This window comes from Caulobacter soli (assembly GCF_011045195.1).
Lineage (GTDB): Bacteria > Pseudomonadota > Alphaproteobacteria > Caulobacterales > Caulobacteraceae > Caulobacter > Caulobacter soli.
Genome location: NZ_CP049199.1, coordinates 527,434 through 549,368 on the forward strand (window position 1 = coordinate 527,434; position 21,935 = coordinate 549,368).

Annotated in this window: 19 protein-coding genes and 1 tRNA gene; 12 read left to right on the forward strand and 8 right to left on the reverse strand. The window is 68.4% G+C overall.

What is annotated here, in order from left to right; genetic code table 11:
* Positions 1-8: 8 nt before the first annotated feature.
* Both G3M62_RS02500 and G3M62_RS02505 read right to left on the reverse strand, forming a co-directional pair.
* The gene (locus G3M62_RS02500; protein WP_165184459.1) at positions 9-431 is read right to left on the reverse strand and encodes a GFA family protein; all 423 of its coding nucleotides are present in this window, start codon (positions 429-431) and stop codon (positions 9-11) included.
* Positions 432-461: 30 nt separating this feature from the next.
* Entirely contained in the window at positions 462-2,018 is a 1,557-nt protein-coding gene (locus G3M62_RS02505; RefSeq protein ID WP_165184460.1) for an MFS transporter, read from the reverse strand.
* A gap of 92 nt (positions 2,019-2,110) precedes the next feature.
* Between G3M62_RS02505 and G3M62_RS02510 the strand changes: the two genes are divergently transcribed.
* Positions 2,111-3,646 carry a phospholipase D-like domain-containing protein gene (locus tag G3M62_RS02510; RefSeq protein ID WP_165184462.1) on the forward strand — a complete coding sequence of 512 codons (1,536 nt, stop codon included), beginning with the start codon at positions 2,111-2,113 and terminating at the stop codon, positions 3,644-3,646.
* A gap of 56 nt (positions 3,647-3,702) precedes the next feature.
* Here G3M62_RS02510 and G3M62_RS02515 read toward each other — a convergent pair whose 3' ends face one another.
* From G3M62_RS02515 to metX, 3 genes are read right to left on the reverse strand one after another with little or no spacing between them, the layout of a single operon-like run.
* Positions 3,703-4,449, reverse strand: a complete 747-nt coding sequence (locus G3M62_RS02515) for an endonuclease/exonuclease/phosphatase family protein (RefSeq protein WP_165184464.1) — start codon at positions 4,447-4,449, stop codon at positions 3,703-3,705.
* Complete coding sequence (gene metW, locus G3M62_RS02520; RefSeq protein WP_165184465.1) at positions 4,446-5,105, reverse strand: methionine biosynthesis protein MetW; 660 nt, start codon at positions 5,103-5,105, stop codon at positions 4,446-4,448. Before metW ends, G3M62_RS02515 begins: the two co-directional genes overlap by 4 nt.
* On the reverse strand, positions 5,106-6,257 hold the full coding sequence (gene metX, locus G3M62_RS02525; protein WP_165184467.1) for a homoserine O-acetyltransferase MetX: 1,152 nt from the start codon (positions 6,255-6,257) through the stop codon (positions 5,106-5,108). It abuts the gene before it with no gap.
* 77 nt (positions 6,258-6,334) lie between these two features.
* Here metX and G3M62_RS02530 point away from each other — a divergent pair, with 77 nt between their 5' ends.
* From G3M62_RS02530 to G3M62_RS02550, 5 genes are read left to right on the forward strand one after another with little or no spacing between them, the layout of a single operon-like run.
* Positions 6,335-6,847 carry a SixA phosphatase family protein gene (locus tag G3M62_RS02530; protein WP_165184469.1) on the forward strand — a complete coding sequence of 171 codons (513 nt, stop codon included), beginning with the start codon at positions 6,335-6,337 and terminating at the stop codon, positions 6,845-6,847.
* On the forward strand, positions 6,844-7,188 hold the full coding sequence (locus G3M62_RS02535; RefSeq protein WP_165184471.1) for a DUF952 domain-containing protein: 345 nt from the start codon (positions 6,844-6,846) through the stop codon (positions 7,186-7,188). The genes G3M62_RS02530 and G3M62_RS02535 overlap by 4 nt, the downstream gene beginning before the upstream one ends.
* Positions 7,185-8,261, forward strand: a complete 1,077-nt coding sequence (locus G3M62_RS02540; RefSeq protein WP_165184473.1) for a quinone-dependent dihydroorotate dehydrogenase — start codon at positions 7,185-7,187, stop codon at positions 8,259-8,261. Before G3M62_RS02535 ends, G3M62_RS02540 begins: the two co-directional genes overlap by 4 nt.
* Positions 8,258-8,995: a TVP38/TMEM64 family protein gene (locus G3M62_RS02545; RefSeq protein WP_165184474.1), complete on the forward strand. Its 738-nt coding sequence runs from the start codon at positions 8,258-8,260 to the stop codon at positions 8,993-8,995. Before G3M62_RS02540 ends, G3M62_RS02545 begins: the two co-directional genes overlap by 4 nt.
* Before the next feature lie 9 nt (positions 8,996-9,004).
* Positions 9,005-10,519: a sensor histidine kinase gene (locus G3M62_RS02550; protein WP_165184476.1), complete on the forward strand. Its 1,515-nt coding sequence runs from the start codon at positions 9,005-9,007 to the stop codon at positions 10,517-10,519.
* A gap of 727 nt (positions 10,520-11,246) precedes the next feature.
* On the opposite strand, the gene ggt is transcribed toward G3M62_RS02550, so the two are convergent.
* Positions 11,247-12,947, reverse strand: a complete 1,701-nt coding sequence (gene ggt / locus G3M62_RS02555) for a gamma-glutamyltransferase (RefSeq protein ID WP_425483862.1) — start codon at positions 12,945-12,947, stop codon at positions 11,247-11,249.
* A 244-nt stretch (positions 12,948-13,191) separates the two neighbouring features.
* Here ggt and G3M62_RS02560 point away from each other — a divergent pair.
* The 5 genes from G3M62_RS02560 (at position 13,192) to G3M62_RS02580 (ending at position 17,157) form a co-directional block, all read left to right on the forward strand.
* Positions 13,192-13,268: transfer RNA gene (locus G3M62_RS02560), tRNA-Arg, on the forward strand.
* A gap of 122 nt (positions 13,269-13,390) precedes the next feature.
* Positions 13,391-13,690, forward strand: a complete 300-nt coding sequence (locus G3M62_RS26860) for a Rid family hydrolase (protein ID WP_246263610.1) — start codon at positions 13,391-13,393, stop codon at positions 13,688-13,690.
* A 167-nt stretch (positions 13,691-13,857) separates the two neighbouring features.
* Positions 13,858-15,138, forward strand: a complete 1,281-nt coding sequence (locus G3M62_RS02570) for a glycerate kinase type-2 family protein (protein WP_165184479.1) — start codon at positions 13,858-13,860, stop codon at positions 15,136-15,138.
* On the forward strand, positions 15,135-16,259 hold the full coding sequence (locus tag G3M62_RS02575; RefSeq protein WP_165184481.1) for a tartrate dehydrogenase: 1,125 nt from the start codon (positions 15,135-15,137) through the stop codon (positions 16,257-16,259). The genes G3M62_RS02570 and G3M62_RS02575 overlap by 4 nt, the downstream gene beginning before the upstream one ends.
* A gap of 100 nt (positions 16,260-16,359) precedes the next feature.
* Positions 16,360-17,157, forward strand: a complete 798-nt coding sequence (locus tag G3M62_RS02580) for a MipA/OmpV family protein (protein WP_165184483.1) — start codon at positions 16,360-16,362, stop codon at positions 17,155-17,157.
* 117 nt (positions 17,158-17,274) lie between these two features.
* Here G3M62_RS02580 and G3M62_RS02585 read toward each other — a convergent pair whose 3' ends face one another.
* Positions 17,275-19,437, reverse strand: a complete 2,163-nt coding sequence (locus G3M62_RS02585) for a TonB-dependent receptor (protein WP_165184484.1) — start codon at positions 19,435-19,437, stop codon at positions 17,275-17,277.
* A gap of 152 nt (positions 19,438-19,589) precedes the next feature.
* Entirely contained in the window at positions 19,590-20,357 is a 768-nt protein-coding gene (locus G3M62_RS02590) for a GntR family transcriptional regulator (RefSeq protein WP_165184486.1), read from the reverse strand.
* 149 nt (positions 20,358-20,506) lie between these two features.
* On the opposite strand from G3M62_RS02590, the gene G3M62_RS02595 reads away from it, so the two are divergent.
* Positions 20,507-21,844 carry a CitMHS family transporter gene (locus tag G3M62_RS02595; RefSeq protein WP_246263440.1) on the forward strand — a complete coding sequence of 446 codons (1,338 nt, stop codon included), beginning with the start codon at positions 20,507-20,509 and terminating at the stop codon, positions 21,842-21,844.
* Positions 21,845-21,935: the final 91 nt, after the last annotated feature.

Genomic DNA, 21,935 nt, shown 5'->3' on the forward strand with positions numbered 1-21,935 from the left:
GCGGCTCTTCAGCCCGGCAGCCCGTCGAACCGGGGCGCGTCCCCGATCCTCGCCTCCCAGTCCGCCCGGCTGGCGCAGCAGATGTGCGCGGTCGGTCGTGCATCCAGCTGGCTGTCCAGGCTTCCCGCCGGCGTGACCAGCAGGGCGCCGTCCATCTGCGATCGCGGCAGGGCCGAGCCACAGGTCCCGCAGAAGCTTCTCTCATGCCGTGTCTCCGGCAGTCGGTAGGTTCTGACCAGATCCTCGCCCGACAGCCAGCGGATCGTCGCACGTGTCGAGAACAGGTTGGCCGCGTGGGCCGATCCGGTGTCCTTGCGGCAGCGCGAGCAGTGGCAGAAAAAGAAGCTTTCGAACGGGCCGGTGATCTCGAAGGTCACGCCGCCGCATAGGCAGGAACCGGCGGCGGTCTGGTCGGTGCTAGGCTCGGTCATGCTTACGGCTCCTCGTTTTGAGGGCGGACGCTAGCCTTCCAGCTCCCGCAGGTCACGTCCGCGCGTCTCGGTTCCGAACCACGCGACCAGCGCCAGGGCCAAGGCCAACGGTGCGATGATCATCAGGGCCGCGATCTTCAACGGGGGCACGGCCGCCAATATGCCCAGCAACTGGGCGATCAGCCCGCCGGACTTGCTGCACGCCGCCACCCAGCCGGTGGCCCGGCCGCGAATGCGCAGGGGAAAGCTCTCGGCGGTGTAGGGCAGCAGGATGGCCAGCAGGCCGTTCGTGCCGATGATCATCAGCGCCACCGGCAGCACGGGGCTGACGCCGGGCCCAAGCGTCAGGACGCCGGCGACGCCCAGGGCGCTGACCCCAATCGTCGCCGCCAGCGACCACTTGGTGCTCCAGCGGCTGTACAGGAACGCGCAGACGAAGACGGTCGGGAAGGCGATCAGGGCCGACTTGGCCAGCAGCTGGCTGGAGACGCCGACGCTGTGGCCCTCGGCCACCAGTTCGGCCGGCAGCCACAGCAGCAGGCCGAAATTGACCAGGCCCCAGGCCACGGCCGCGACGCTGAGCGCCGCCGTCAGGCCGGCGAAGCGGCGCTCGACCGGCGGAGCGGTCAGCACGTGGTGGTGGTCTTCAGGCGTGTCGGCCTTCTCGCGCACGATCGAACCGAACCGCTTCATCACCGCATGGGCCGCGTCGGTCCGGCCGATGGTCACCAGGAACTTGGCCGATTCCGGAATGAAGCCTGACAGGGCGATCAGGATCAGGCCCGTGGGCAGGTTCAGGAACCACATGATCCGCCAGCCGAACTCGGGCTGCAGCCAGGCCGACGAGCTGGACGAGGCCAGGTAGCCGCCCACCGCGCCCAGGCCGCCGACCAGCACCAGGGCCCAGCCGCGATGCTTGGACGGCATGGTTTCGGCCAGCAGGGCGTAGACCACGGGCAACAGGCCGCCCGCCGCCGCGCCCATCATGAAGCACATGCCGACGTTCCACCAGAAATCGGGCATGGCGCCGCAGATCGAGGTGCCGACGAACATCACAGCCGACAGCAGGATCGAGGCCCGCCGCCCGAACAGGTCGGCCAGGGCGCCCCAGATGATCGAACCGGTCACCGTGCCGGTCAGGGCCGCGAAAGGCAGCCAGGCGGCCACGGCCTTGGTCACTCCATATTCCTTGATCATGCCGGGCACCACGAAACCCAGGCTGGCCGGTTTCATGATGTCGATGATCAGGGCCATGACCAGCACCAGCATCAAGCCCCAGTGGGCCAGGGTCAGCGGGGCGTCCTCCGGCGGCGTGACCTCGATCGTGTGTTCCAGGTGGTGGTCGACGCCGCGCCGGGGCAGCAGGCCCCAGCCGGCCAGGACGCAGCCGGGAGGGATGATCAGCATGCCGATGGTCATGCCCAGATCCATCTTCATGCCGGCCAGCTGGTAGCCGATGTCGGCGCCCATCAGGTACATCGGCACGTGCAGGACCACGCCCGCCGTGACCACCAGACAGCCCAGCCAGAACGCCCACAGGCGCTTGCGGTCGGCCAGGACGTGGTGGGCGGGGGGCTGGGCTGTCATGGCCGTCCAACAAACATGCGCGAGAAATCAATCCAAGCGCAGCCATAACATGGGTCCGTGCGTTGACGAATTTCCGTGGCACAAGGGGCGACATGGCCGACGACGCATCTTCGCTGACCTCCGCTTCCCTCCTCAGGCCCGGGGCGACCTGCTGGCGCGTGGAGCAGGCCGACCGGCTGGCGCTGTTCATCGACAACGACGAGGCGTTCGACGCGCTCAAGGACATCCTGCTGTCGGCCAAGAAGTCGATCTGGATCCTGGCCTGGGTGTTCGACCCCCTGACCCGGCTGGACCCCGACCGCGTGCGCAAGAGCCGCGACCCCCAGCATGTGGATCGCATCGGCCTGCTGCTACGTCGGCAGGCGGCGCTGAATCCCGGGCTCGACGTGCGCATCCTGGTCTGGGACATGCCGTTCCCGATCGCCGCCTCGCAGCTGTTCGGCCCGCATCGCGGCCAGGTGTTCTTCACCGGCTCGCGGGTCAAGTACCACCTGGACAACACCCTGCCGGCCAGCGCCTGCCATCACCAGAAGGTGGTGGTGGTCGACGGCTCGGTCGCCCTGGTCAGCGGCGGCGACATCGGCGTCGACCGCTGGGACACCACCCAGCATCTGGACAACGACCCGCGTCGACGCCTGCCCACCGGCCATCACTATCCGGCGCGGCACGAAGTCGCCGCCCTGGTCGATGGCAAGGCCGCCGAGGCCCTGGGCGACCTGTTCATCGCCCGCTGGGAGAAGTCGCAGGGCGAGGTGCTGGAGCGCTCGGAGAAGCCTGACGAGGCGCCCTGGCCCGACTATCTGATCCCCGACCTGCGCAACGTTCCCCTGGCCATCTGCCGGACCGAGCCGGCCTGGAAGGACCAGCCCGAGGTCAATGAGACGATGCTGATGCACCTGGCCAGCATCCGCTCGGCCAGGCGGCTGGTCTATCTGGAGAACCAGTACCTGACCTCGCCGATCATCGTCGAAGCCCTGGCCGACCGCCTGGCCGAGCCGGACGGGCCCGAAGTGGTGACGGTGGGACCGGCCCACAGCCCCAGCTATTTCGACCAGATGACCATGGACAGCGCCCGCACCTCGGCGATCAACCGCCTGCGCGAGATCGACGTCCACGGCCGCTTCTCGGCCTTCAGCGCCCGCACGCCCAAGGGGGCGGCGATCATCGTCCACTCCAAGGTGGCGATCATGGACGACCGCATGCTGCGGCTGGGCTCGGCCAATCTGAACAACCGCTCGATCGGGCTGGACACCGAGTGCGACATCGCCTTCGAGGGCGTCGACGACACCAGCCGGGCGGCCGTGCGCGCCTTCCTGGGCCGGCTGATCGGTCACTTCATCGACCACGAGACCGAGCACGTGCTCGAGACCTACGACCGCCTGGGAAGCCTGGCCGCGACGATCAACGAACTGGACCGCAGGGGCGGCCAGCCACGCCGCCTGACGCCGGTGCCGATCAAGGCGCTGACCGGCGTGCAGCAGTTCATCGCCGACTGGAGCCTGGGCGACGCCATCTCGCCGACCGACGCCTGGCGCCCCTGGGGCCGCCGCAAGCGCCTCAAGCGCGAGCTGCACCGCCTGATGGACGATTGTCGGACGCCAGCTCTGCCGGATCACCTGCAGGACTGATCTCTCTCCGCTCGTCCCGGGCGAACGCCGGGATGAGCGGGTTTAAAGGCGGGGCGTCAGACGCTGCTGACTTCCAGATCGATCACCAACGGCAGGTGATCGGAAGCCGCCCGCGCCAGCGACCCGTAGGGCGAGCGCACGTGAACCGTCTCCAGGCCCTTGGTCAGGAAGACGTGGTCGATGCGCATGAACGGGAAGTTCGAAGGGAAGGTCGCGGTGGGCGTGCGGGTCCACGACGCGCTCTGCGTCTGGGCGTCGCGCAGGGCGGCCTTCAGCAGCCGATAGGTCGCCGAATAGGGCGTGGCGTTGAAGTCGCCCAGCAGGATGCCCGGGGCTTTCCAGTCCTCATGCGCCATCCACTGCTCGCCCAGCAGGGCGGCGGCCTGGCGCTTCTGCTCCTGGGGCACCAGGCCCAGGTGCGTGTTGATGATCTGGACGGGCGTGCCCTGGACGTCGACGGTGATCCAGATCGCGCCGCGCGGCTCCAGGCCGGGGATGCGCGGATACAGCGGCAGGCCGTCGGCCTTGACCTTCGTCTCCGGCAGGCAGGTCAGGATGGCGTCGCCGTAGAGCTCCTCCTCCACGGCCATGGCCGGGTGGAAGTGCGACTTCATCTTCAGCAGTTCGGCCAGGCGATGGGCCTGGTCCACGCCCTTGGTGCGGGCCCGGCGAACGTCCAGTTCCTGAAGCGCCACCACGTCGGGTTTTTCCGCAGCGATGACCTCGGCGACGCGCTCGACGTCGAGCTTGCGGTCCGTGCCCACGCAACGGTGGACATTGTAGGTCATGAGGCGAAGTTTCATCCGTCGAAGAGATCGCCTGAAGTCGCTGGAGGTTCCGCCAGGGCGGCTGGAACGGGATTGCGGCTGAGCATGAACAGACAGGTTTCGGCCCGCCAGTTCTCGATGGTCCGGGTCGGGTCGATCTGCCGGGCCGGGCCGTTGCCGGCGAAGGCGGCGCAGGCGTCGATGCGCACGTCCAGGTCCTCGGTCAGGGCCAGGAAGTCGGCCAGGGTGCACAGGTGGATGTTGGGCGTCGACCACCAGGGCAGGGGCAGGGCCTCGGTCTCGGGCATCCGCCCCCGATGCAGCAGCGACCAGCGCACCCGCCAGTGGCCGAAGTTGGGGAACGACACCACGGCCCGGTCGGCGATCCGCAGCAGCTCGTCCAGCACGTGGCGCGGCCGGCGCGTGGCCTGCAGGGTCTGGGACAGCACCGCGTAGTCGAAGGTGCGGTCAGGGAAGTGGTCCAGGTCCTGGTCGGCGTCGCCCTGCACCACCGACAGGCCGCGCGACATGCAGGCGGCCACGCCCGCGGCGCTGATCTCCAGTCCCCGGCCGTCGACCTGCTTTTCCTGGGTCAGCAGGTCCAGCAGCACGCCCTCGCCACAGCCGACGTCCAGCACGCGGGATCCCGGGCGGACCAGCCGCAGGATCTCCTTGAAGTCTTCGCGGATCATCTAGAGCCCCCGCTCCCGTTCCACCGAACCGAGGAACCCCGACAGCGCCGCGTCCATCACCGGTTCGTCCAGCAGGAAGGCGTCGTGGCCCTTGTCGCTCTCGATCTCGACGAAGGCCGCGCGGCAGCCGGCGGCGGTCAGGGCGCGCACGATGTGGCGGTTCTCGGCCGTCGGATAGAGCCAGTCGCTGGTGAAGCTGAGCACGCAGAAGCGCACGTCGCGTGCGCCGGCGAAGGCGTTGGCCAGCACCCCGCCATGGCTAGCGGCCAGGTCGAAATAGTCCATGGCCCGGGTGATGTAGAGATAGGAGTTGGCGTCGAAGCGGTCGACGAAGCTGGCCCCCTGGTGGCGCAGATAGCTCTCCACCTGGAAGTCGGCGTCGAAGCCCCACGACAGGCCGTCGCGCTGCAGCTCGCGACCGAACTTCCGTTGCAGGGCCGGCTCGGACAGATAGGTGATGTGGGCGGCCATCCGCGCGACGGCCAGGCCCTTTTCCGGACGTGACGGCCCTTGCGCATAGGCGCCGGCCTTCCAGTCGGGGTCGGCCATGATCGCCTGGCGGCCCACCTCGTGGAAGGCGATGTTCTGGGCCGAGTGGCGCGAGGCCGAGGCCACGATCACCGCGCTGAACAGCTTGTCCGGATAGTCGGCCGCCCATTGCTGGACCTGCATGCCGCCCATCGAGCCGCCGACCACGGCCAGCAGGGTGTCCACGCCCAAGGCCTCGACCAGCATGGCCTGGCCGCGCACCATGTCGGCGATGGTGATCACCGGGAAGGTCAGGCCGTAGACCTGGCCGGTGGCCGGGTTGATCGAGGCGGGGCCGGTCGAGCCCATGCAGCCGCCGACCACGTTCGAGCAGATGATGAAGTGCTTGGCCGGATCGATCGGCTTGCCCGGACCCACCAGTCGCGTCCACCAGCCGGGCTTGCCGCTGACGGGGTGGGTTCCGGCCACGTGCTGGTCGCCGGTCAGGGCGTGGCAGATCAGGATGGCGTTCGTGCCGTCCGTGTTCAGTTCGCCCCAGGTGCGGTAGGCGATCTCCAGATTTTCCAGCTGGGCGCCGGAATCGAGCCGCAGCGGTTGATGCGGCGGGAACCGCCAGGTTCCGCCTTCCGACAGCACAGCTCCGGCGAAGTCGAGTTCAGCCATGCCCGCCTTGGACCGCTTGGCGCCTTCTGTGTCAACCGCGTGCTTCCTGAGCGCCCCGGTGAAGGCTATGGAGGATCATGGACCGACTGATCCTCATGCGCCACGGCAAGGCCGAGCAGCACGCCGCTTCGGGCGGCGATTTCGAGCGCGCCCTGGCGCCGCGCGGCCAGAACGACGCGACCCTGATGGGTCAGGTCCTGGCCAAGGCAGGCCTTTCGCCGGACCTGGCGCTGGTTTCCTCGGCCCGTCGCACCCGCGAGACCTGGGAGGCGGCCGCCCCAGCCTTCCCCAAGGCCCGCGTCGAAACCCGCCGCGATCTCTACCACGCCGAGGCCCAGGACGTGCTGGCGGCGATTCGCGACGAGGCCCCCGACAGCGGCACGGTGATGGTGGTCGGCCACAATCCCGGTCTGCACGAGCTGGCCCTGCGTATGGCCCTGGGCGGTCCGCTGGACCCGGCCAGGCTGGCCCAGCTGCGCGGCAAGTTTCCCACCTCCACCGCGGCGGTGTTTTCGATCGACCCGGATGGAGCCCCGACCTTGAGCCACCTGTTCTATGCTTCGGAAAACGGCGGACACGGCGGCGAATGAGCAAGATCTACAAGATCCTTCCGAAGACCGAGTGGGACGCCGCCCGCGCCGCGGGCGCTTTCAAGGGCTCGGCGGTCGACCTGGCCGACGGGTTCATCCACTTCTCAGGCCATGACACCGCCCAGCGGACGGCCGAGCTCTATTTCAAGGGCCAGGCAGGCCTGGTGCTGCTGACCGTCGAGGCCGACGACCTGGGCGAGACCCTGAAGTGGGAAGCCTCGCGCGGCGGAGCCCTGTTCCCGCACCTGTTCCGTGACCTGCGGGTCGGCGAAGTGATCGCCGAGCGGGCGCTGACGCTGGACGCCGACGGCGTGCCGATCCTGGGCGAGCTGCCCGCATGAGCCTGCACGACATCGCCGCCCGCGCCCTGCATGCGCTGGACCCCGAGGACGCGCATGGCTGGGCGATCAAGGGACTGAAGATGGGCCTGGGCCCGCGCCAGTCCGACGTCGACGACCCGATCCTGGCCTGCACGATCGCCCACCTGCCGCTGTCCAACTGCGTGGGTCTGGCCGCCGGCTTCGACAAGAACGCCGAGGTCCCCGCCGCCATGTCGAGGGCCGGCTTCGGCTTCGTGGAATGCGGCACGGTCACGCCTCTGGCCCAGGCCGGCAATCCGCGCCCGCGCCTGTTCCGGCTGACCCAGGACCAGGCGGTGATCAACCGCATGGGCTTCAACAACGAGGGCCTGGAGCCGTTCGCCGCGCGCCTGTCGGCCCTCAACGCCAAGCGGGCCGCCAAGAACGGGAGTGTCGTGGTCGGGGCCAATATCGGGGCCAACAAGGACGCGACCGACCGGGTCGCCGACTATGTCACCGGCCTGACCCGGCTGTGGGGCCTGTCGGACTATTTCACCGTCAACATCTCCTCGCCCAACACCCCGGGCCTGCGCGCGCTGCAGACCAAGGCGGCGTTGGAGGACCTGCTGGGCAAGATCGCCGAGGCGCGGGGCCTGCTGAAGGCGGCCGGCACGGTCGACTATCCGATCTTCCTGAAGGTCGCCCCCGACCTGGAGGACGGCGAGGTCGAGGCCATCGTCGAGACGGTCACGGCCAACGGCCTGAACGGGATCATCGTCAGCAACACCACCATCGCCCGCCCCGACAGCCTGGCCTCGTCCCACAAGGGCGAGAGCGGCGGCCTGTCGGGCAAGCCGCTGCTGACCGCCTCCACCGCCATGCTGGCCCGCTTCCACGCGGCCAACCACAGCCATCTGGTCCTGATCGGCGCCGGCGGGATCGCCAGCGGGGCCGACGCCCTGGCCAAGATCAAGGCCGGCGCCTGCGCCGTGCAGCTCTATTCGGCCCTGGTCTATGGCGGCCCCGGCCTGGTCCAGCGGATCAAGGCCGACCTGGCCGCGAGACTTCGCGCGGAGGGTTTCGCCTCGGTGACCGACGCGGTCGGCGCGGGATGACGCCTGACACCACCCTGGCCTGGCTGCGACGGTTCGGACCGCTGGGCGCGCTGCTGATCCTGCTGGTCGTCGCCCTGGCCAGCGGCTTGGCCGGCAAGCTCGACCTGGCGACCCTGCAGGCCCACGGCAAGGCGCTGCAGGCCTACGCCGCGGCCAATCCGCTGAAGGCGGCGGTGATCTATGTCGCCATCTATGTGGCCACGGTCTCGGTCTCGCTGCCGGGCGCCCTGATCCTGTCTCTGACCGGCGGCTTCCTGTTCGGACCGATCGGCGGCGGCGCGGTGGCGGTGACCGGCGCGACCGGCGGCTCGACCGTGGTCTATCTGGTCTGCCGCACCGCCTTCGGCGACTTCCTGCGCCAGAAGCCCGGCGCCCTGCTGACGCGGATCGAGGAGGGCTTCAAGGCCGACGCCTTCTCCTATCTGCTGACCCTGCGCCTGATCCCGGCCTTCCCCCTGCTGCTGGTCAATGTCGCCTCGGGCCTGATGAACATCCCGGTGCGGACCTATCTGCTGGCCTCGTTCCTGGGCATGGTGCCCAGCTCGTTCGTCTATGCCGGCATCGGCGCGGGCCTGGGCCACATCTTCGCCAGCGGCGAGCCGGTGACCTTGCACACGCTGTTCTCGCCGCGCATCTATCTGCCGATCGCGGCGATGGGCGCCCTGGCCCTCCTGCCGCCGCTGTGGCGCTATTGGCGACGCCGACGCGTTGTCGAAGCCTCTGACGTGAAGTAACCCAGACAGATGACCGAGCCGGTCACGCCGTCCGTTCCGGAAACTGCCAAGCCAGGGCGTCGCTTCCCGTGGCCCGGCGGCCTGTCGGCGCGACTGCTGCTGCTGACCGCCCTGTTCGTGGCCCTGGCCGGCGCCTTCATCCTGCCCCCCGCCCTGGCCGCGTTCGAGGAGCAGTGGCTGCTGGACCGCGTGCGCTCGGCCGAACTGGCCTCGACCATCGCCGACGCAGACCCCGAGCGCCGGGTCACCGACAAGGTCTCCCAGCAGCTGCTCGACCAGGCCGGCGTCGTGATCGTGGCGCTGGAGGTCGACGGCGCCCGGCGGCTGGTCCTGCCGTCCGAACCGCGCGGCCTGAAGATCAAGACGCCTTACCTGGTCGACCTGCGCCGCCAGAACCCCGGTTCGTGGCTGGCCGCTCCGTTTTTCACCCTCAAGAGCGCCCCGGGCAGCATGGTGCGGGTGATGGCCGAGCCGCGCTTCCGCCAGGAGGCCGAGTTCGTCGAGATCGTGCTGCCCGACGCCCAGCTGAAGGCGTTGCTGGTCGGCTATCTGGGGCGGCTGGCGGGGGTGACGATCTTCGTGGCGGGCCTGGCCGGCGGTCTGATCTATCTGTCGCTGAACTTCCTGCTGGTGCGGCCCATGCAGCGCATCACCCAGGCCATGGAGCGGTTCCGCGCCGATCCCGAGGACCCCGCCGCACGAGTGGTGGTCTCCCGTCGCCGCGACGAGGTGGGCCGCGCCGAGCGCGAGCTGGACATGATGCAGACCGACCTGATCACCGCCCTCCAGGCCAAGGCGCGCCTGGCCGCCCTGGGCGAGGCGGTGGCCAAGATCAATCACGACCTGCGCAACATGCTGACCAGCGCGCAGATGGCGTCGGATCGCCTGGCCGCCCTGGGCGATCCCAAGGTGGCGCAGGCCCTGCCGCGCCTGGAACGGGCCCTGGACCGCGCCATCACCCTGGCCAGCGACGTCATGGCCTATGGCAAGTCCAAGGAGCCGGCGCCGGTGCTGCGCACCACCCCGCTGCGCGCCGCCCTGGACATGGCCGCCGAGGACTCCGGCCTGCAGCCCTCGGGCGTGGCCCTGGAGACCGTGATCGACGGTCGCGAGCAGGTGGTCGCCGATCCGGACCAGCTGCACCGCATCCTCACCAACCTGCTGCGCAACGCCCGCGAGGCCATCGAGGGCGCGCCCGATCGCGGCGGCAAGGGCCGGGTGTTCGTCGAGCTGCGCCGGGCCGAGGGCCTGAGCATCCTGCGCCTGTCCGACGACGGCCCCGGCGTGCCGGAAAAGGCCCGCAACAACCTCTTCCAGCCGTTCGTGGGCTCGGTGCGGCGCGGCGGCACCGGCCTGGGCCTGGCCATCGCCCGCGAGCTGGCCCAAGGCCACGGTGGCGACCTGGCGCTGGTCGAGACCGGCCCCGGCGGCTCGGTGTTCGACCTGACCCTGGCCGGCGCGCCCGAGCCCCTGCCCGAAGCGCCGCCGGAGCCGGCCAAGCCCAAGGCGAAGTCGAAGCCCTGACGCCCTCTCCCCATGGGAGGGTGAGCTTTGCGGTGATCCAGCCGCGTCTATCCCCGCGACCTCCGCAAAGAACCCCAGCCCTTTCAACGCCCTGAAAAATAATCAGCGTCACAAGCCCTCGGCGCTCAAACCCGTCGCACAATGATCCTGTCTCCGTCGCGGAGGAGGGCGCTTGGTACCGACCCGAAGCGGCGATGGAGATGGAACCGAGCGGGGCCGCGCAGGCCACGCGCGAGGCCGGTGTGGGTCTGTTCGTGGATAGATCCGGGACCCACCGAAACCTCGCCGGGATCTGCGCGGGTCGACGGGGCCGGGAAGCAAAACCGGTCTGTTCCAGGATCTGTCGGAGTCGCTGACGGCCCCTTCCGGGCGACTTTGATCCTGCCCGTCCGAGGGGGAATGTCGACCGGGATGAAACAGGCCCTCAGTCGCCGTCCCTCGGTAAAAACGGTTTCGCGGAGCGGTTGGTCCACGCCGAAACGCAAACTCTAAACCCACGGTCTCCGGGCTTGGCCCGGCCGCTCCGCGCCTCCTCACCACCCCTTTCGGGACTGTCCCGTCAGGTCGCGAAGCCGCGTGTCGAAGGTCCTCCCCCCGTGGGGGAGGTGTCGGCGAAGCCGACGGAGGGGGGAGTGATAGGCCAATGGGCAGACCTAGGATCGTCGACCCTAAAACTCCCCCCACCGATCGCTGCGCGATCGCCTCCCCCACAGGGGGAGGGACTTGCCTAAAGCCCCTTGGCCACGCCTTCACGCCGCGGATCGGCCCCGCCTTCCAACACGCCGCCTTCGCGCACGATCACGCCGTGCAGGCCCGAGGTCTCGTTCTGGCCGGTCTTGATCGCCACGCCGCGCGCCTGCAGGGCCGCCGTCATCTCCGGCCCGAACTTCTCGACGTCGGCCGAGAAGCTGTCGCCGCGCGCCACCATGTTGGGCAGGTTGATCGCCTGCTGCATGGTCAGGCCCCAGTCGAACACCCCGACCATGGCCTTCAGATTGTAGGACAGGATCGCCGAGCCGCCCGGCGAGCCGACGGCGGCCAGGAACTTGCCGTCCTTGAGCACGATGATCGGCACCATCGACGAGCGCGGCCGCTTGCCGCCCGCCACCGCGTTGGCGCCTGGCGCGCCGTCGCCGTCACGCGGGTCGAAATTGAAGTCGGTCAGCTGGTTGTTGAGGAAAAAGCCGCCGACCATCCGGCCCGAGCCGAACACGCTCTCGACCGTGGTGGTCATCGACAGCACGTTGCCCATCGGATCGACGATGACCATGTGGGTCGTGCCGTGCGGCTCCTGGGTGCTGTCGGGGCCGACCACGGGCGCGCCCTTGGGCCGGCCGAACGTCGGGACCGGACCGGCGCTCGTGCCGATCAGCTTGGCGCGCTCGGCCACATAGGCCGGGTCCAGCAGGCCCTCGACCGGCACCTTCACGAACGACGGATCGCCCACATAGCGGTCGCGGTCGGCGTACATCACCCGCTCGGCCTCGGCCAGCTGGGTCCAGGCCACCGGATCGTTCGGGCCGCGCTTGGCGATGTCGGTGTGGTCCAGCATCAGCAAGGCCTGGATCAGCGACACGCCGCTCGACGACGGATTGGGCACGCAGACGGTGTAGACCTGCCAAGGCCGGCACAGGGCGTCGGCCGAGCGCGGCTTGTAGGCCTTCAGGTCCGCCAGGGTCATGCTGGAGGGCAGGTCGCCCTGGTGCAGGCGGTCGACGATCTTCTGGGCCAGGGGGCCCTCGTAGAGGGCGCTGGGGCCCTTGGCGGCCAGGTCGCGCAGGGTGGCGGCGTAGGCGGGGTTCTTCAAAGTGTCGCCGGCCTGGTAGAGCTGGCCGTTGGGCTTGGTGAAATAGGCGATCACGTCCGGGGCGACGTTCTGCGGCACGCGCGGGCTGTTGATCATGCCGGCCAGGCGCGGGCTCACGGTGAAGCCGCCGTCGGCCAGGCCCTCGGCGTCCTTGAACAATGTGTTCCAGGCGGCCTTGCCGTGCTCCTTCTGGGCCTGGGCCAGCATGCCCACGGCGCCCGGCACGCCCGTCGAACGACCGGAAAGGACCGCGGTAACGAAGTTCAGCGGCTTGCCGTCGGGGCCCATGAACAGCTGCGGCGTCGCCGCCTGCGGGGCCTTCTCGCGGCCGTCATAGGCGGTCACCTTGCCGGTCTTGGCGTCGTAGAACACCATGAACGATCCGCCGCCCAGGCCCGAGCTCTGCGGCTCGACCAGGCCCAGCACCGCCTGCACCGCCACCGCCGCGTCCACCGCGCTGCCGCCGTCGCGCAGCACCCGCAGGCCCGCCTCGACCGCCAGCGGATTGGCCGCCGCCACCATGCCGCTGGGCTTGTAGGCCGGCGCCGAGGCGGAGGCGGCCGCCGGCGGTTCGGCCTGGACCGGAAGGGCGGCGCAGCCGGCGAGCAGGGCGGCGAGCATGACGGCGTTTAGGGGAGCGACCAGACGCATGGCGAACTTTCGACAAGGGGCTCGAACGTGAACGGCGATCGCGCCGTCGCGATCCGCGCACGGCCAAGGTCGTCCTCGTCTCAAAAGGGGAGCGGAGCCTTGCGGGTCAAGGCCTGGAAGCGCTTCTCCCCAAACTTCGCGCATTCTGCATCAAAAGGCGCTTGCGTCCCCGGATGGTCCGGGCTATCTCCCCCGCCTCGCCGAAAGGCAATGCGCGCCCGTAGCTCAGCTGGATAGAGCATCAGACTACGAATCTGAGGGTCGGACGTTCGAATCGTTCCGGGCGCGCCATTTCTTCCAATCACTTAGCTCCCACGAGCGCCGTGATTTGGGGTCTGATTTACAATCATTTCCAAGTCGATCTACACGACCCGTTCGCGGGGCGTCTCTGACGCGTGGGCGCTGCTACGGTTGTGCCTCACATCGTTTTGTCGCGGGCAAAGCGCGCTTCCCTCGCTTATCCGCCGACGTTCGCGGAGCTCCTGTCAGGCATTAGATCTGGCGATCTCCTGTTCGTACCGGGGCAGGTTGGCGGCCGCGGCGACGGCGCGCCGGAGCCTGACTTCGAGGCTCAGGTACGCTTGGCGTTCGCCAATATCGAGGCGACCCTCAAGGAGGCTGGAGGCGCCTTATCCAAACTGGACGGTGGTCGGCGTGACTGGGCTGGCCGGCTTCGATTTCGAGATCAAGGTCATTGCCGCATTCCTCAATAGCAAGATGGCGCGCCGACAAAGAACGGCATGAGCTCGGGCGTTCGTCATCCAGGTCGCTCGGAACTCGGCCTTGTCGTCTTTCGACTGATTTGATGCGTTTTGCGCATTGGCCTGAATACGCCTTCGCGGCCTACCCCAGACGACGTGGAATGTAGCGCGGAGGCGACGTGACCAACCAGCAGGCCCGGGAGGCCTTGAGGGCGCTGTTCGACGCCGCGGTGGCGGCCGCCTCGCCAGCGCTGTGCGTACCGCCGCACCTGCCGCCGCCGCCGAAGGGGCGTACGATCGTGATTGGGGCGGGAAAGGCCGCGGCCGCCATGGCCGCGGCGGTCGAGGCCCACTGGGACGGACCCCTCGATGGGCTGGTTGTCACGCGTTACGGCCACGGGATCGCGTGTCGGCGCATCCTTGTTGTCGAGGCCGCCCATCCCGTCGCCGACGAGGCTGGCATGGCCGCGACCGCGGCCATGATGGACATGCTGCGCGGCCTGACCGCTGACGACCTGGTGCTGTGCCTGCTGTCGGGCGGCGGTTCGGCGCTGCTGGCCGCGCCCGCGCCCGGTCTGACCTTGGCGGACAAGCAGGAGATCACTCGGGCCCTGCTGCGCAGCGGCGCGCCGATCGACGAGATCAACTGCGTCCGCAAGCACCTGTCGGCGGTGAAGGGCGGACGGCTGGCGCAGATGGCCGCGCCGGCTCGGATGGTGACGCTGGCGATTTCCGACGTGCCCGGCGACGATGTCTCGGTGATCGCCTCGGGCCCGACCACGCCCGATCACACCACGCGCATGATGGCGCTGGCCATCCTCGACCGACGCCAGATCACCATCCCTGATCATGTGCGGGCCTGGCTGGAGGACGTTCGCAGCGAAACGCCCAAGCAGGTTCCGCCGAGTGAGACCGTGATTGTGGCGCGTCCGCGCGATGCGCTGGAGGCGGCGGCGCGCGAGGCCCGCAGGCGAGGGCTAAGTCCCGTCGTGCTGGGCGACGCGATCGAGGGCGAGGCGTGCGTGGTGGCGGCCGAACAGGCGGGCTTGGCCCTGGAGGTGGCGGCAGGCCGCTTCGCGATCAGCGCGCCGTGCGTCCTGCTGTCGGGCGGGGAGACGACCGTTACGGTGCGCGGGCGAGGGCGGGGCGGCCGCAACGCCGAATACCTGCTGGCTCTGGCGGTGGCGCTGCAAGGCGAGGCTGGAATCCACGCCCTGGCGGCCGATACCGACGGCATCGACGGTTCCGAGCACAACGCCGGCGCGCTGCTGTCGCCCGATAGTCTGGCGCGGGCCACCGCCCTTGGCCTGAACCCCGCCTGGCGTCTGGCCGACAATGACGGCTTCGGCGTCTTCGAGGCCCTGGACGACCTTGTGATCACCGGCCCGACCCTCACCAACGTCAATGACTTCCGGGCGATCCTGATCGACGCCCCGCCTTCTTCGGAGCACCTCGCATGACCAAGCAGCGCCAATACCGGATCGCGGTGATCCCGGGCGATGGGATCGGCAAGGAGGTGGTCCCCGAAGGGTTGCGCGTGCTGGAAGCCGTGTCGGCGCGGTTCGGCTGCCAGTTCGCTTTCGACCACTTCGACTTCGCCTCATGCGACTACTATCTCAAGCACGGCGTGATGATGCCGTCCGACTGGAAGGCCAGGATCGGCGGGCACGACGCCATCTTCTTCGGCGCCGTCGGCTGGCCTGAAACCGTGCCCGACCATGTCTCGCTCTGGGGATCGCTGATCCAGTTCCGGCGCGAGTTCGACCAGTACGTCAACCTGCGTCCGGTCAAGCTGATGCCCGGCGTACCCAGCCCGCTGGCAGGGCGAAAGCCGGGCGATATCGACTTCTACGTGGTGCGCGAGAACACCGAGGGGGAATATTCCTCGATCGGCGGGCGGATCTTCCCCGACACCGAGCGCGAGGTGGTGGTCCAGGAGACGGTCATGACCCGCGTGGGCGTCGACCGGATCCTGAAATACGCCTTCGACCTGGCGGCGCGGCGCGACAAGAAGCACCTGACCTCGGCCACCAAATCCAACGGCATCTCGATCACCATGCCCTACTGGGACGAGCGGGTTGAAGCCATGGCGCCGAACTATCCGCAGGTGCGCTGGGACAAGTATCACATCGACATTCTGACGGCGCATTTCGTGCAACATCCCGACTGGTTTGACGTGGTGGTGGCCTCCAATCTGTTCGGCGACATCCTGTCGGACCTGGGACCGGCCTGCACCGGCACGATCGGGATCGCACCCGCGGGCAACATCAATCCCGAGCGGGCCTTCCCGTCTCTGTTCGAGCCCGTGCATGGTTCGGCGCCGGACATCGCCGGTCTGGGCGTAGCCAATCCGGTGGGGCAGATTTGGTCGGCGGCCTTGATGTTGGACCACCTGGGAGAGTCTGAGGCCGCGGCGGCCGTCCTGGCGGCGATCGAAGCGGTCCTGGCCCAGCCCGAGCTGCGCACCCGCGATCTCGGCGGTCCGTTGGGCACCGAGGCCTGCGGTCGGGCCATCGCCGAGGCGGTGGCTCGACCTGGCAGTCCGCCAAGCGCGGCGCTGAAGTTGAATTCGAATATTTAAATTTAGGATGCAAAACTGAGAGGGTGATCTCCGAAGGGTGACGTCATGGGCGTATTCCAAGCGCTCGGATGTCCCGAGCGCGCGTCGCTAGGAGATATCGATGCGGCTTCTACCCATGGGCTCCCTGCTCGCCTTCCTGCCGCTGCTCGCCACGCCCGCCGTGGCCAGGGAAGAGGAGCGCGCCTGGTCGGGGAACATCGCCGTCGGGGCTGGCATGCGGCCGGACTATCTCGGCTCAGACGACCTGGAGGCCACGCCCTATGTCGCCGGCCGCATCAACTACGGTAAGTTCTATCTCGACTTCCAGGGCGAGCAGGTCCGCCTCAACGTCTCGCCGTTCGAGGGCCTGGCCTTCGGCCCGATGATCGACGTCGAGAACAAGCGTGACGACGGGGTGAAGAGCCCGCTGGTGGCCAAGCTGCCGCAAATCGACGACGCGCTGGAGGCCGGCGGCTTCGTGGCCTATTCGCGCCGCGCGATCTTCTCCGACCGTGACGAACTGACGGTCATGGCCAACTACCTGGCTGACACGTCCGACACCTTCGACGGCGGGGTAGGGGCGGTCAGCATCAGCTATGGACGTCGCCTGAACGGGCGCTGGTCGGTCGGCGGCTCGGCCAAGCTCGACATCGTCGACAAGAAATACGCCCAGACCTATTTCGGCGTCACCTCGTCCCAGTCGGCGGTCAGCGGCCTGCCAGCCTATGACCTGAAGGGGGGAGTGCGCGACGTCGCCCTGAGCGTGAAGGTCGGCTACGCCTTGAGCGACCATTGGAACCTGCAGGTCCTGGGCGGCTACAAGCGCCTGACCGGCGACTTCGCCGACAGTCCGCTGGTCAAGGGGGAGGGCAGCGCCGACCAGTTCAGCGCCGCCATCGCCATCGGCTATCGCTTCTAGGCGCGAGCTCGATATCCCGTGGAGCCGCTGAGCCCAAAGTTCCGCGTGGATCCGGACGGTGTCCGGAAGGCCGCTAGCGCCTTCGTCCCCCCCGAAGGGCTAGCGGCCGGTCGGCGATCAGTGCTTCCAGTTCAACGTCACGCCGAAGGTGCGCGGCGGATTATAGGCTCCGAAATTGGCGCCCAGGAAGACGGCCTGGTAGGTGCGGGTGACCTCGTTGGAGAGGTTCTTGCCCCACAGCGAGACCGACCAGTGGTCGCTGGGCGCGGTGTAGACCGCCCGGGCGTCGTAGAAGTTGGTCGGGTCGCGGCGCTCGGGACCCGTGTTGGAATTGTCATCGAAGATCATGCTCTCGTAGTGATAGTCGACGGCGAAGCGGATATTCCCGCCCCGGGCCAGCGCCAGGTCATAGGATGGCGACAGAACCAGCTTGTGCTTGGGCGTGCGCGAGATGCGGTTGCCGGCGTAGTCGATTCCCGGCTCGGGCGAGAACTCGTCGAACTTGGCGCTGGTATAGCCATAGGCCGCCACCAGACGCGCGCCGCCGAACGGGCGCCAGGCCAGGTAGGTCTCGTAACCCTTGATCGTCGCCTTGCCGGCGTTGTCGGTGACAACCGACAGGTCGGGCAGGGTGCGGCGGGTCTGCAGGTCGCTGTACTTCATGACGTAGACGGTGTTGTTCCAGACCAGCGTTCCGTCCAGGAACGTGCTCTTCTGGCCGACTTCGTACTGGGTGGCGTACTCGGGCTGGAAGCCGTCCGCGGCGTCCGCCGCATTGCCGGGCGTGTCCTGGAAGCCGCCGCTCTTGAAGCCGCGCGAGGCCATGGCGTAGACCAGATGGCGCTCGGCCGGCTTGAAGTTGACGCCGGCGCGCCAGGTCCAAGCCTTGTAGGTGTCCGATACCGAGACGGCGAAACGCTCATCGCCACGGAAGATCGAGTCGCCGTCCAGATTGTCGACGCGATAGTCCTTTTCGTCTTTCGAATAGCGCAGGCCGCCGATCAGCGAGACGCGGTCATTGACTGGAACCGTCACGTCGCCGAAGGCCGCGTAGCTCTTCAGGCCCGCCGACTGGGTGTAGATTTCCGTTCCCGCGCCGCCGATGTCGAGCACCAGGGTGTCCAGGCGATCGGTGTCGCTGCGGAAGGTGTAGAGGCCAGCCACCCACTGCACCGGACTGCTGGGCAGCGACGAAAGGCGCAATTCGTGGCTGGAGAAGTCGGTCTTCTCGTCGTTGCCGCCCGAAATGCCGATGAAGTTGGTGGTGGGGTTGCCGCCATCGAAGTCGTAGGCGGCGTGATAGTCCAGGTCGCGGTACGAGCCCAGATAGGTCAGGACGCCGAACGACAGGTCCCAGTCGGCCTGCAGGCGCACGCCCCAGGTGTCCTTGTTCTGGTAACCGTCGTCGGACCCGGCGGTGTGCTTACGATCGCGGTCTACGGTCCAGAACGCCGACATCGGGTCGGTCTCGTCCAGATCCAGGACGTGCTGGGCCGGGCCGGTCTCGCGGCTGCGCGTGCCGTCCACGGTGGCCAGCACGCGTATACGCTCGGTGGGTTCCACACGCAGGGCCAGGCGACCGCTGCGGGTGTCCTGGTCCTCGACGTCGTCGCCGGTGAAGGTGTTCTTCACGTAGCCGTCGTGGGTGCGCCAACTGGCGCTAGCCCGAACGGCGGCCTTGCCGTCGGCGAACGGGGCGTTGATCACGCCGGCGCCTTCCAGGCGGCTGTAGTTGCCGGCCGTCACCTCGGCGGCGGCGTCGAAGCCGTCGAGATCGGGCTTGTGCGAGACCACGTTGATGGCGCCGCCCACGACGTTGCGCCCGTAGAGCGTGCCTTGGGGACCCTTCAGCACCTCGATGCGCTCGACGTCGAAGGCGTCGAAGGCCACGGCCGCCGGACGGCCCAGATAGATTTCATCCAGGAAAACGGCCGAGCTGGGATCGCCGGCCGCGCCACGGTCGGACGAACCGATGCCGCGGATCGAGATGCGCGGCTGCGAGGCGGGAAAGGCGTCGAACTGCAGTCCTGGCGTCAGGCCGGCGACATCGTCGATCTGGCGGATGCGCGCCTGCTGCACCTGGTCGGCGCCGAAAGCGGTCACCGTCACGGGCACGTCCTGAAGGCTTTCGTTGCGCCGCTGGGCGGTGACGACGACTTCCTCGATCTGGACCGCCTCGGGGGCCGAGGCCGCCGGTGTGGTTTGAGCCAACGCCGGCGCGGCGCCCAGAAGCGCCATCAGCGCTGGTCCATAGGTCAAGGCTTTGCGGCTGACCGCCATGTTTCAACTCCCCATTTTCGTTCTTGCGGCGGCGGTCTAGCCGCGCCGTTGACGAAACTTAGGTGAGTTGGATCACATCAGTCAATAAACTGGATGCAATTGATCTATGAACTGGATGCCGATATGACGGACCAAAGGGGAGGATCTCGCCGTCACCGTCGAATGGCGGCCGCGTGCAAACGGGTCCTGGTAGCAAGAACGTGGTCCGACATGAGACGTCCCGCCTCCAAACTGTCCTCGGCTCGGATCGCGGCCAGGATCTTCTCGTGATCGTCCTGGGACTGGAGGATGTGATCGGGCGGCGTGACCGGCACCTGGCGAAGGCGCGGCGGGACGCACACGGCCACGGTCGGGCAAAGACGCGCGGCGTCCCCGAACAGCGGGTAGACCAACGTCATGCGGATGGCGTTGCGCAGCACGGTGTTCTGCGCCGCGTGCAGGATCTGGGCGTGGAACTGGCGGTTGATCGTGTACCATTCCAGCTCGATCGCCTCGGACCAGCGACCGGCGTCGGTCACCGCACGGCCGGCGGCGCTCAGGCGCGACAGGTTGCCAAGGGCCTCCTTGGACCATCCCAGATCCACCGAGGTGCGGGCTCCCAGACCTTCCAGCGCTGCGCGGGTGTCGATCGAATCGAAGATATCGCCCAGCGACATGGCGCGTACGGTGTAGCCGCGATTGACGCTGTAGCTGACCAGTCCCTCGGCCGAGAGCACCGCCAGGGCGCTGCGGATCGGGGTGCGCGAGACATTCATCTCGGTCGCCAGGGCTTCGGCCCGCAACCGGGCGTCGGGGGCGATCTCGCCAGTCACGATCCGCTCGCGCAGACGGGTCAGCACCGTGTGGGTCGCGGGCTCGGTGTGGGGCGTGTCCAGCCCAACCGCATCGTGACCCTGTTCCTCAACCGTCGCCGCCGTCATGTCCGTCCTCTGATCGAAGTGCGCGCGCTCTGCGGCGGGCGCCCTTCTCCTTACACCGCTCGCGCCAGGACCGCGCAAGTCACTCCATGCAACCGCCATATCCGAGCTTGCACGCCCGGTCGGCCCTTCCTGATCTCGGAGACCGCCTCGTGATCGACGTTCTGAGCCAGCCCGCCGTTCTCGGCCTGTTGATGGTCGTGACCTTCATGACGCTGATCATGACCAAGCGGATGTCGGCGATCGCGGCCCTGCTGATCGTGCCCATCGCCTTTGGCCTGCTGGCGGGGGCGGGGCCCAGGTTGGGTCAGATGATCCTGGACGGCGTCCTGCAGGTGGCGCCCACCACCCTGATGCTGTCGTTCGCGGTGCTCTATTTCGCGGTGATGATGGATGCGGGCCTGTTCGAACCTCTGGTGCGCAAGGTCCTGTCGATCGTCGGCGACGATCCCCTGAAGATCAGCCTTGGCACGGCGATCCTCGCCACGGTGGTGTCGCTGGACGGGGACGGCACGACCACGGCCCTGATCGTCATCACCGCCTTCCTGCCGGTCTATCGGCGCGTGGGCATGAATCCGCTGATCCTGGCCACCCTGCTGGGGCTGGCCAATTCGCTGATGAACTACGTGCCGTGGGGTGGGCCGGCGGCGCGGGCGGCGGCGGCCACCCACGTGGACCTGGCGCAGGTGGTCGGACCGATCCTGCCCGCCGCGGCGGTCGGCCTGCTGGGCGTCTTCGGCCTGGCCTGGCTGTTCGGTCGCTCGGAGCGCAGGCGGCTGGCCGGACGCGCGACCGCGGTCGACGTCGTCAATGACGGGTTCGCCCCGATCCCGGCCACGACCGACGACGAGGCGGCGCGCGCCTTCCGGCGACCCAAGCTTTTCTGGTTCAACCTGGTTCTGACCCTGGTGCTGATCCTGGGCATGGTCTCGGGGCTGGCGCCGCTGCCCGTGCTGATGATGTCGGCCTTCGCCATTGCCATCACCGTCAACTATCCGTCCCTGAAGGATCAGAAGGCGCGGCTGGCGGCCCACGCCGACAACGTGGTCAACATCGTGGTGCTGCTGTTCGCCGCCGGGGCCTTCACGGGCATCCTCAACGGCGCGGGCATGGCCGACGCCATGGCCAAGTCGGCCTTGTCGATCATCCCGCCGCAGGTGGGGCCCTACCTGGCTCCGATCACCGCCCTGGTCAGCATGCCCCTGACCTTCGTGATGTCCAACGACGCCTACTATTTCGGCGTGGTGCCGGTGGTGGCCCAGGCGGCGGCGGGCTTCGGCATCGAGCCAGCGGCCATCGCCCGCGCGTCGCTGATCGGTCAGCCGGTCCATTCGCTCAGCCCGCTGCTGGCGCCGATCTACCTGGCCTGCGGGCTGCTGGGCGTGGATGTCGCCGACGCCCAGCGCTTCAGCCTGAAGTGGGCGGTGCTGATCTGCCTGGTGGTCCTGGCCTCGGCTCTGGCCATGGGGGCGATCCCGCTCCGCGCCTGACCGACACGGCCTGTCGAGAGACATTTTGAAAGCGCGCCGCAGGATCTCGATCGGCGCGCTGGGCGGCCGCCTGGGCGTGAGGCCGCGCGCC

Bases quoted from the DNA above. Each gene is read 5' to 3' on its own strand.
- G3M62_RS02500 (WP_165184459.1), bottom strand. From the start codon at position 431: ATGACCGAGCCTAGCACCGACCAGACCGCCGCCGGTTCCTGCCTATGC.
- G3M62_RS02505 (WP_165184460.1), bottom strand. From the start codon at position 2,018: ATGACAGCCCAGCCCCCCGCCCACCACGTCCTGGCCGACCGCAAGCGC.
- G3M62_RS02510 (WP_165184462.1), top strand. From the start codon at position 2,111: ATGGCCGACGACGCATCTTCGCTGACCTCCGCTTCCCTCCTCAGGCCC.
- G3M62_RS02515 (WP_165184464.1), bottom strand. From the start codon at position 4,449: ATGAAACTTCGCCTCATGACCTACAATGTCCACCGTTGCGTGGGCACG.
- metW (WP_165184465.1), bottom strand. From the start codon at position 5,105: ATGATCCGCGAAGACTTCAAGGAGATCCTGCGGCTGGTCCGCCCGGGA.
- metX (WP_165184467.1), bottom strand. From the start codon at position 6,257: ATGGCTGAACTCGACTTCGCCGGAGCTGTGCTGTCGGAAGGCGGAACC.
- G3M62_RS02530 (WP_165184469.1), top strand. From the start codon at position 6,335: ATGGACCGACTGATCCTCATGCGCCACGGCAAGGCCGAGCAGCACGCC.
- G3M62_RS02535 (WP_165184471.1), top strand. From the start codon at position 6,844: ATGAGCAAGATCTACAAGATCCTTCCGAAGACCGAGTGGGACGCCGCC.
- G3M62_RS02540 (WP_165184473.1), top strand. From the start codon at position 7,185: ATGAGCCTGCACGACATCGCCGCCCGCGCCCTGCATGCGCTGGACCCC.
- G3M62_RS02545 (WP_165184474.1), top strand. From the start codon at position 8,258: ATGACGCCTGACACCACCCTGGCCTGGCTGCGACGGTTCGGACCGCTG.
- G3M62_RS02550 (WP_165184476.1), top strand. From the start codon at position 9,005: ATGACCGAGCCGGTCACGCCGTCCGTTCCGGAAACTGCCAAGCCAGGG.
- ggt (WP_425483862.1), bottom strand. From the start codon at position 12,947: ATGCTCGCCGCCCTGCTCGCCGGCTGCGCCGCCCTTCCGGTCCAGGCC.
- G3M62_RS02575 (WP_165184481.1), top strand. From the start codon at position 15,135: ATGACCAAGCAGCGCCAATACCGGATCGCGGTGATCCCGGGCGATGGG.
- G3M62_RS02580 (WP_165184483.1), top strand. From the start codon at position 16,360: ATGCGGCTTCTACCCATGGGCTCCCTGCTCGCCTTCCTGCCGCTGCTC.
- G3M62_RS02585 (WP_165184484.1), bottom strand. From the start codon at position 19,437: ATGGCGGTCAGCCGCAAAGCCTTGACCTATGGACCAGCGCTGATGGCG.
- G3M62_RS02590 (WP_165184486.1), bottom strand. From the start codon at position 20,357: ATGACGGCGGCGACGGTTGAGGAACAGGGTCACGATGCGGTTGGGCTG.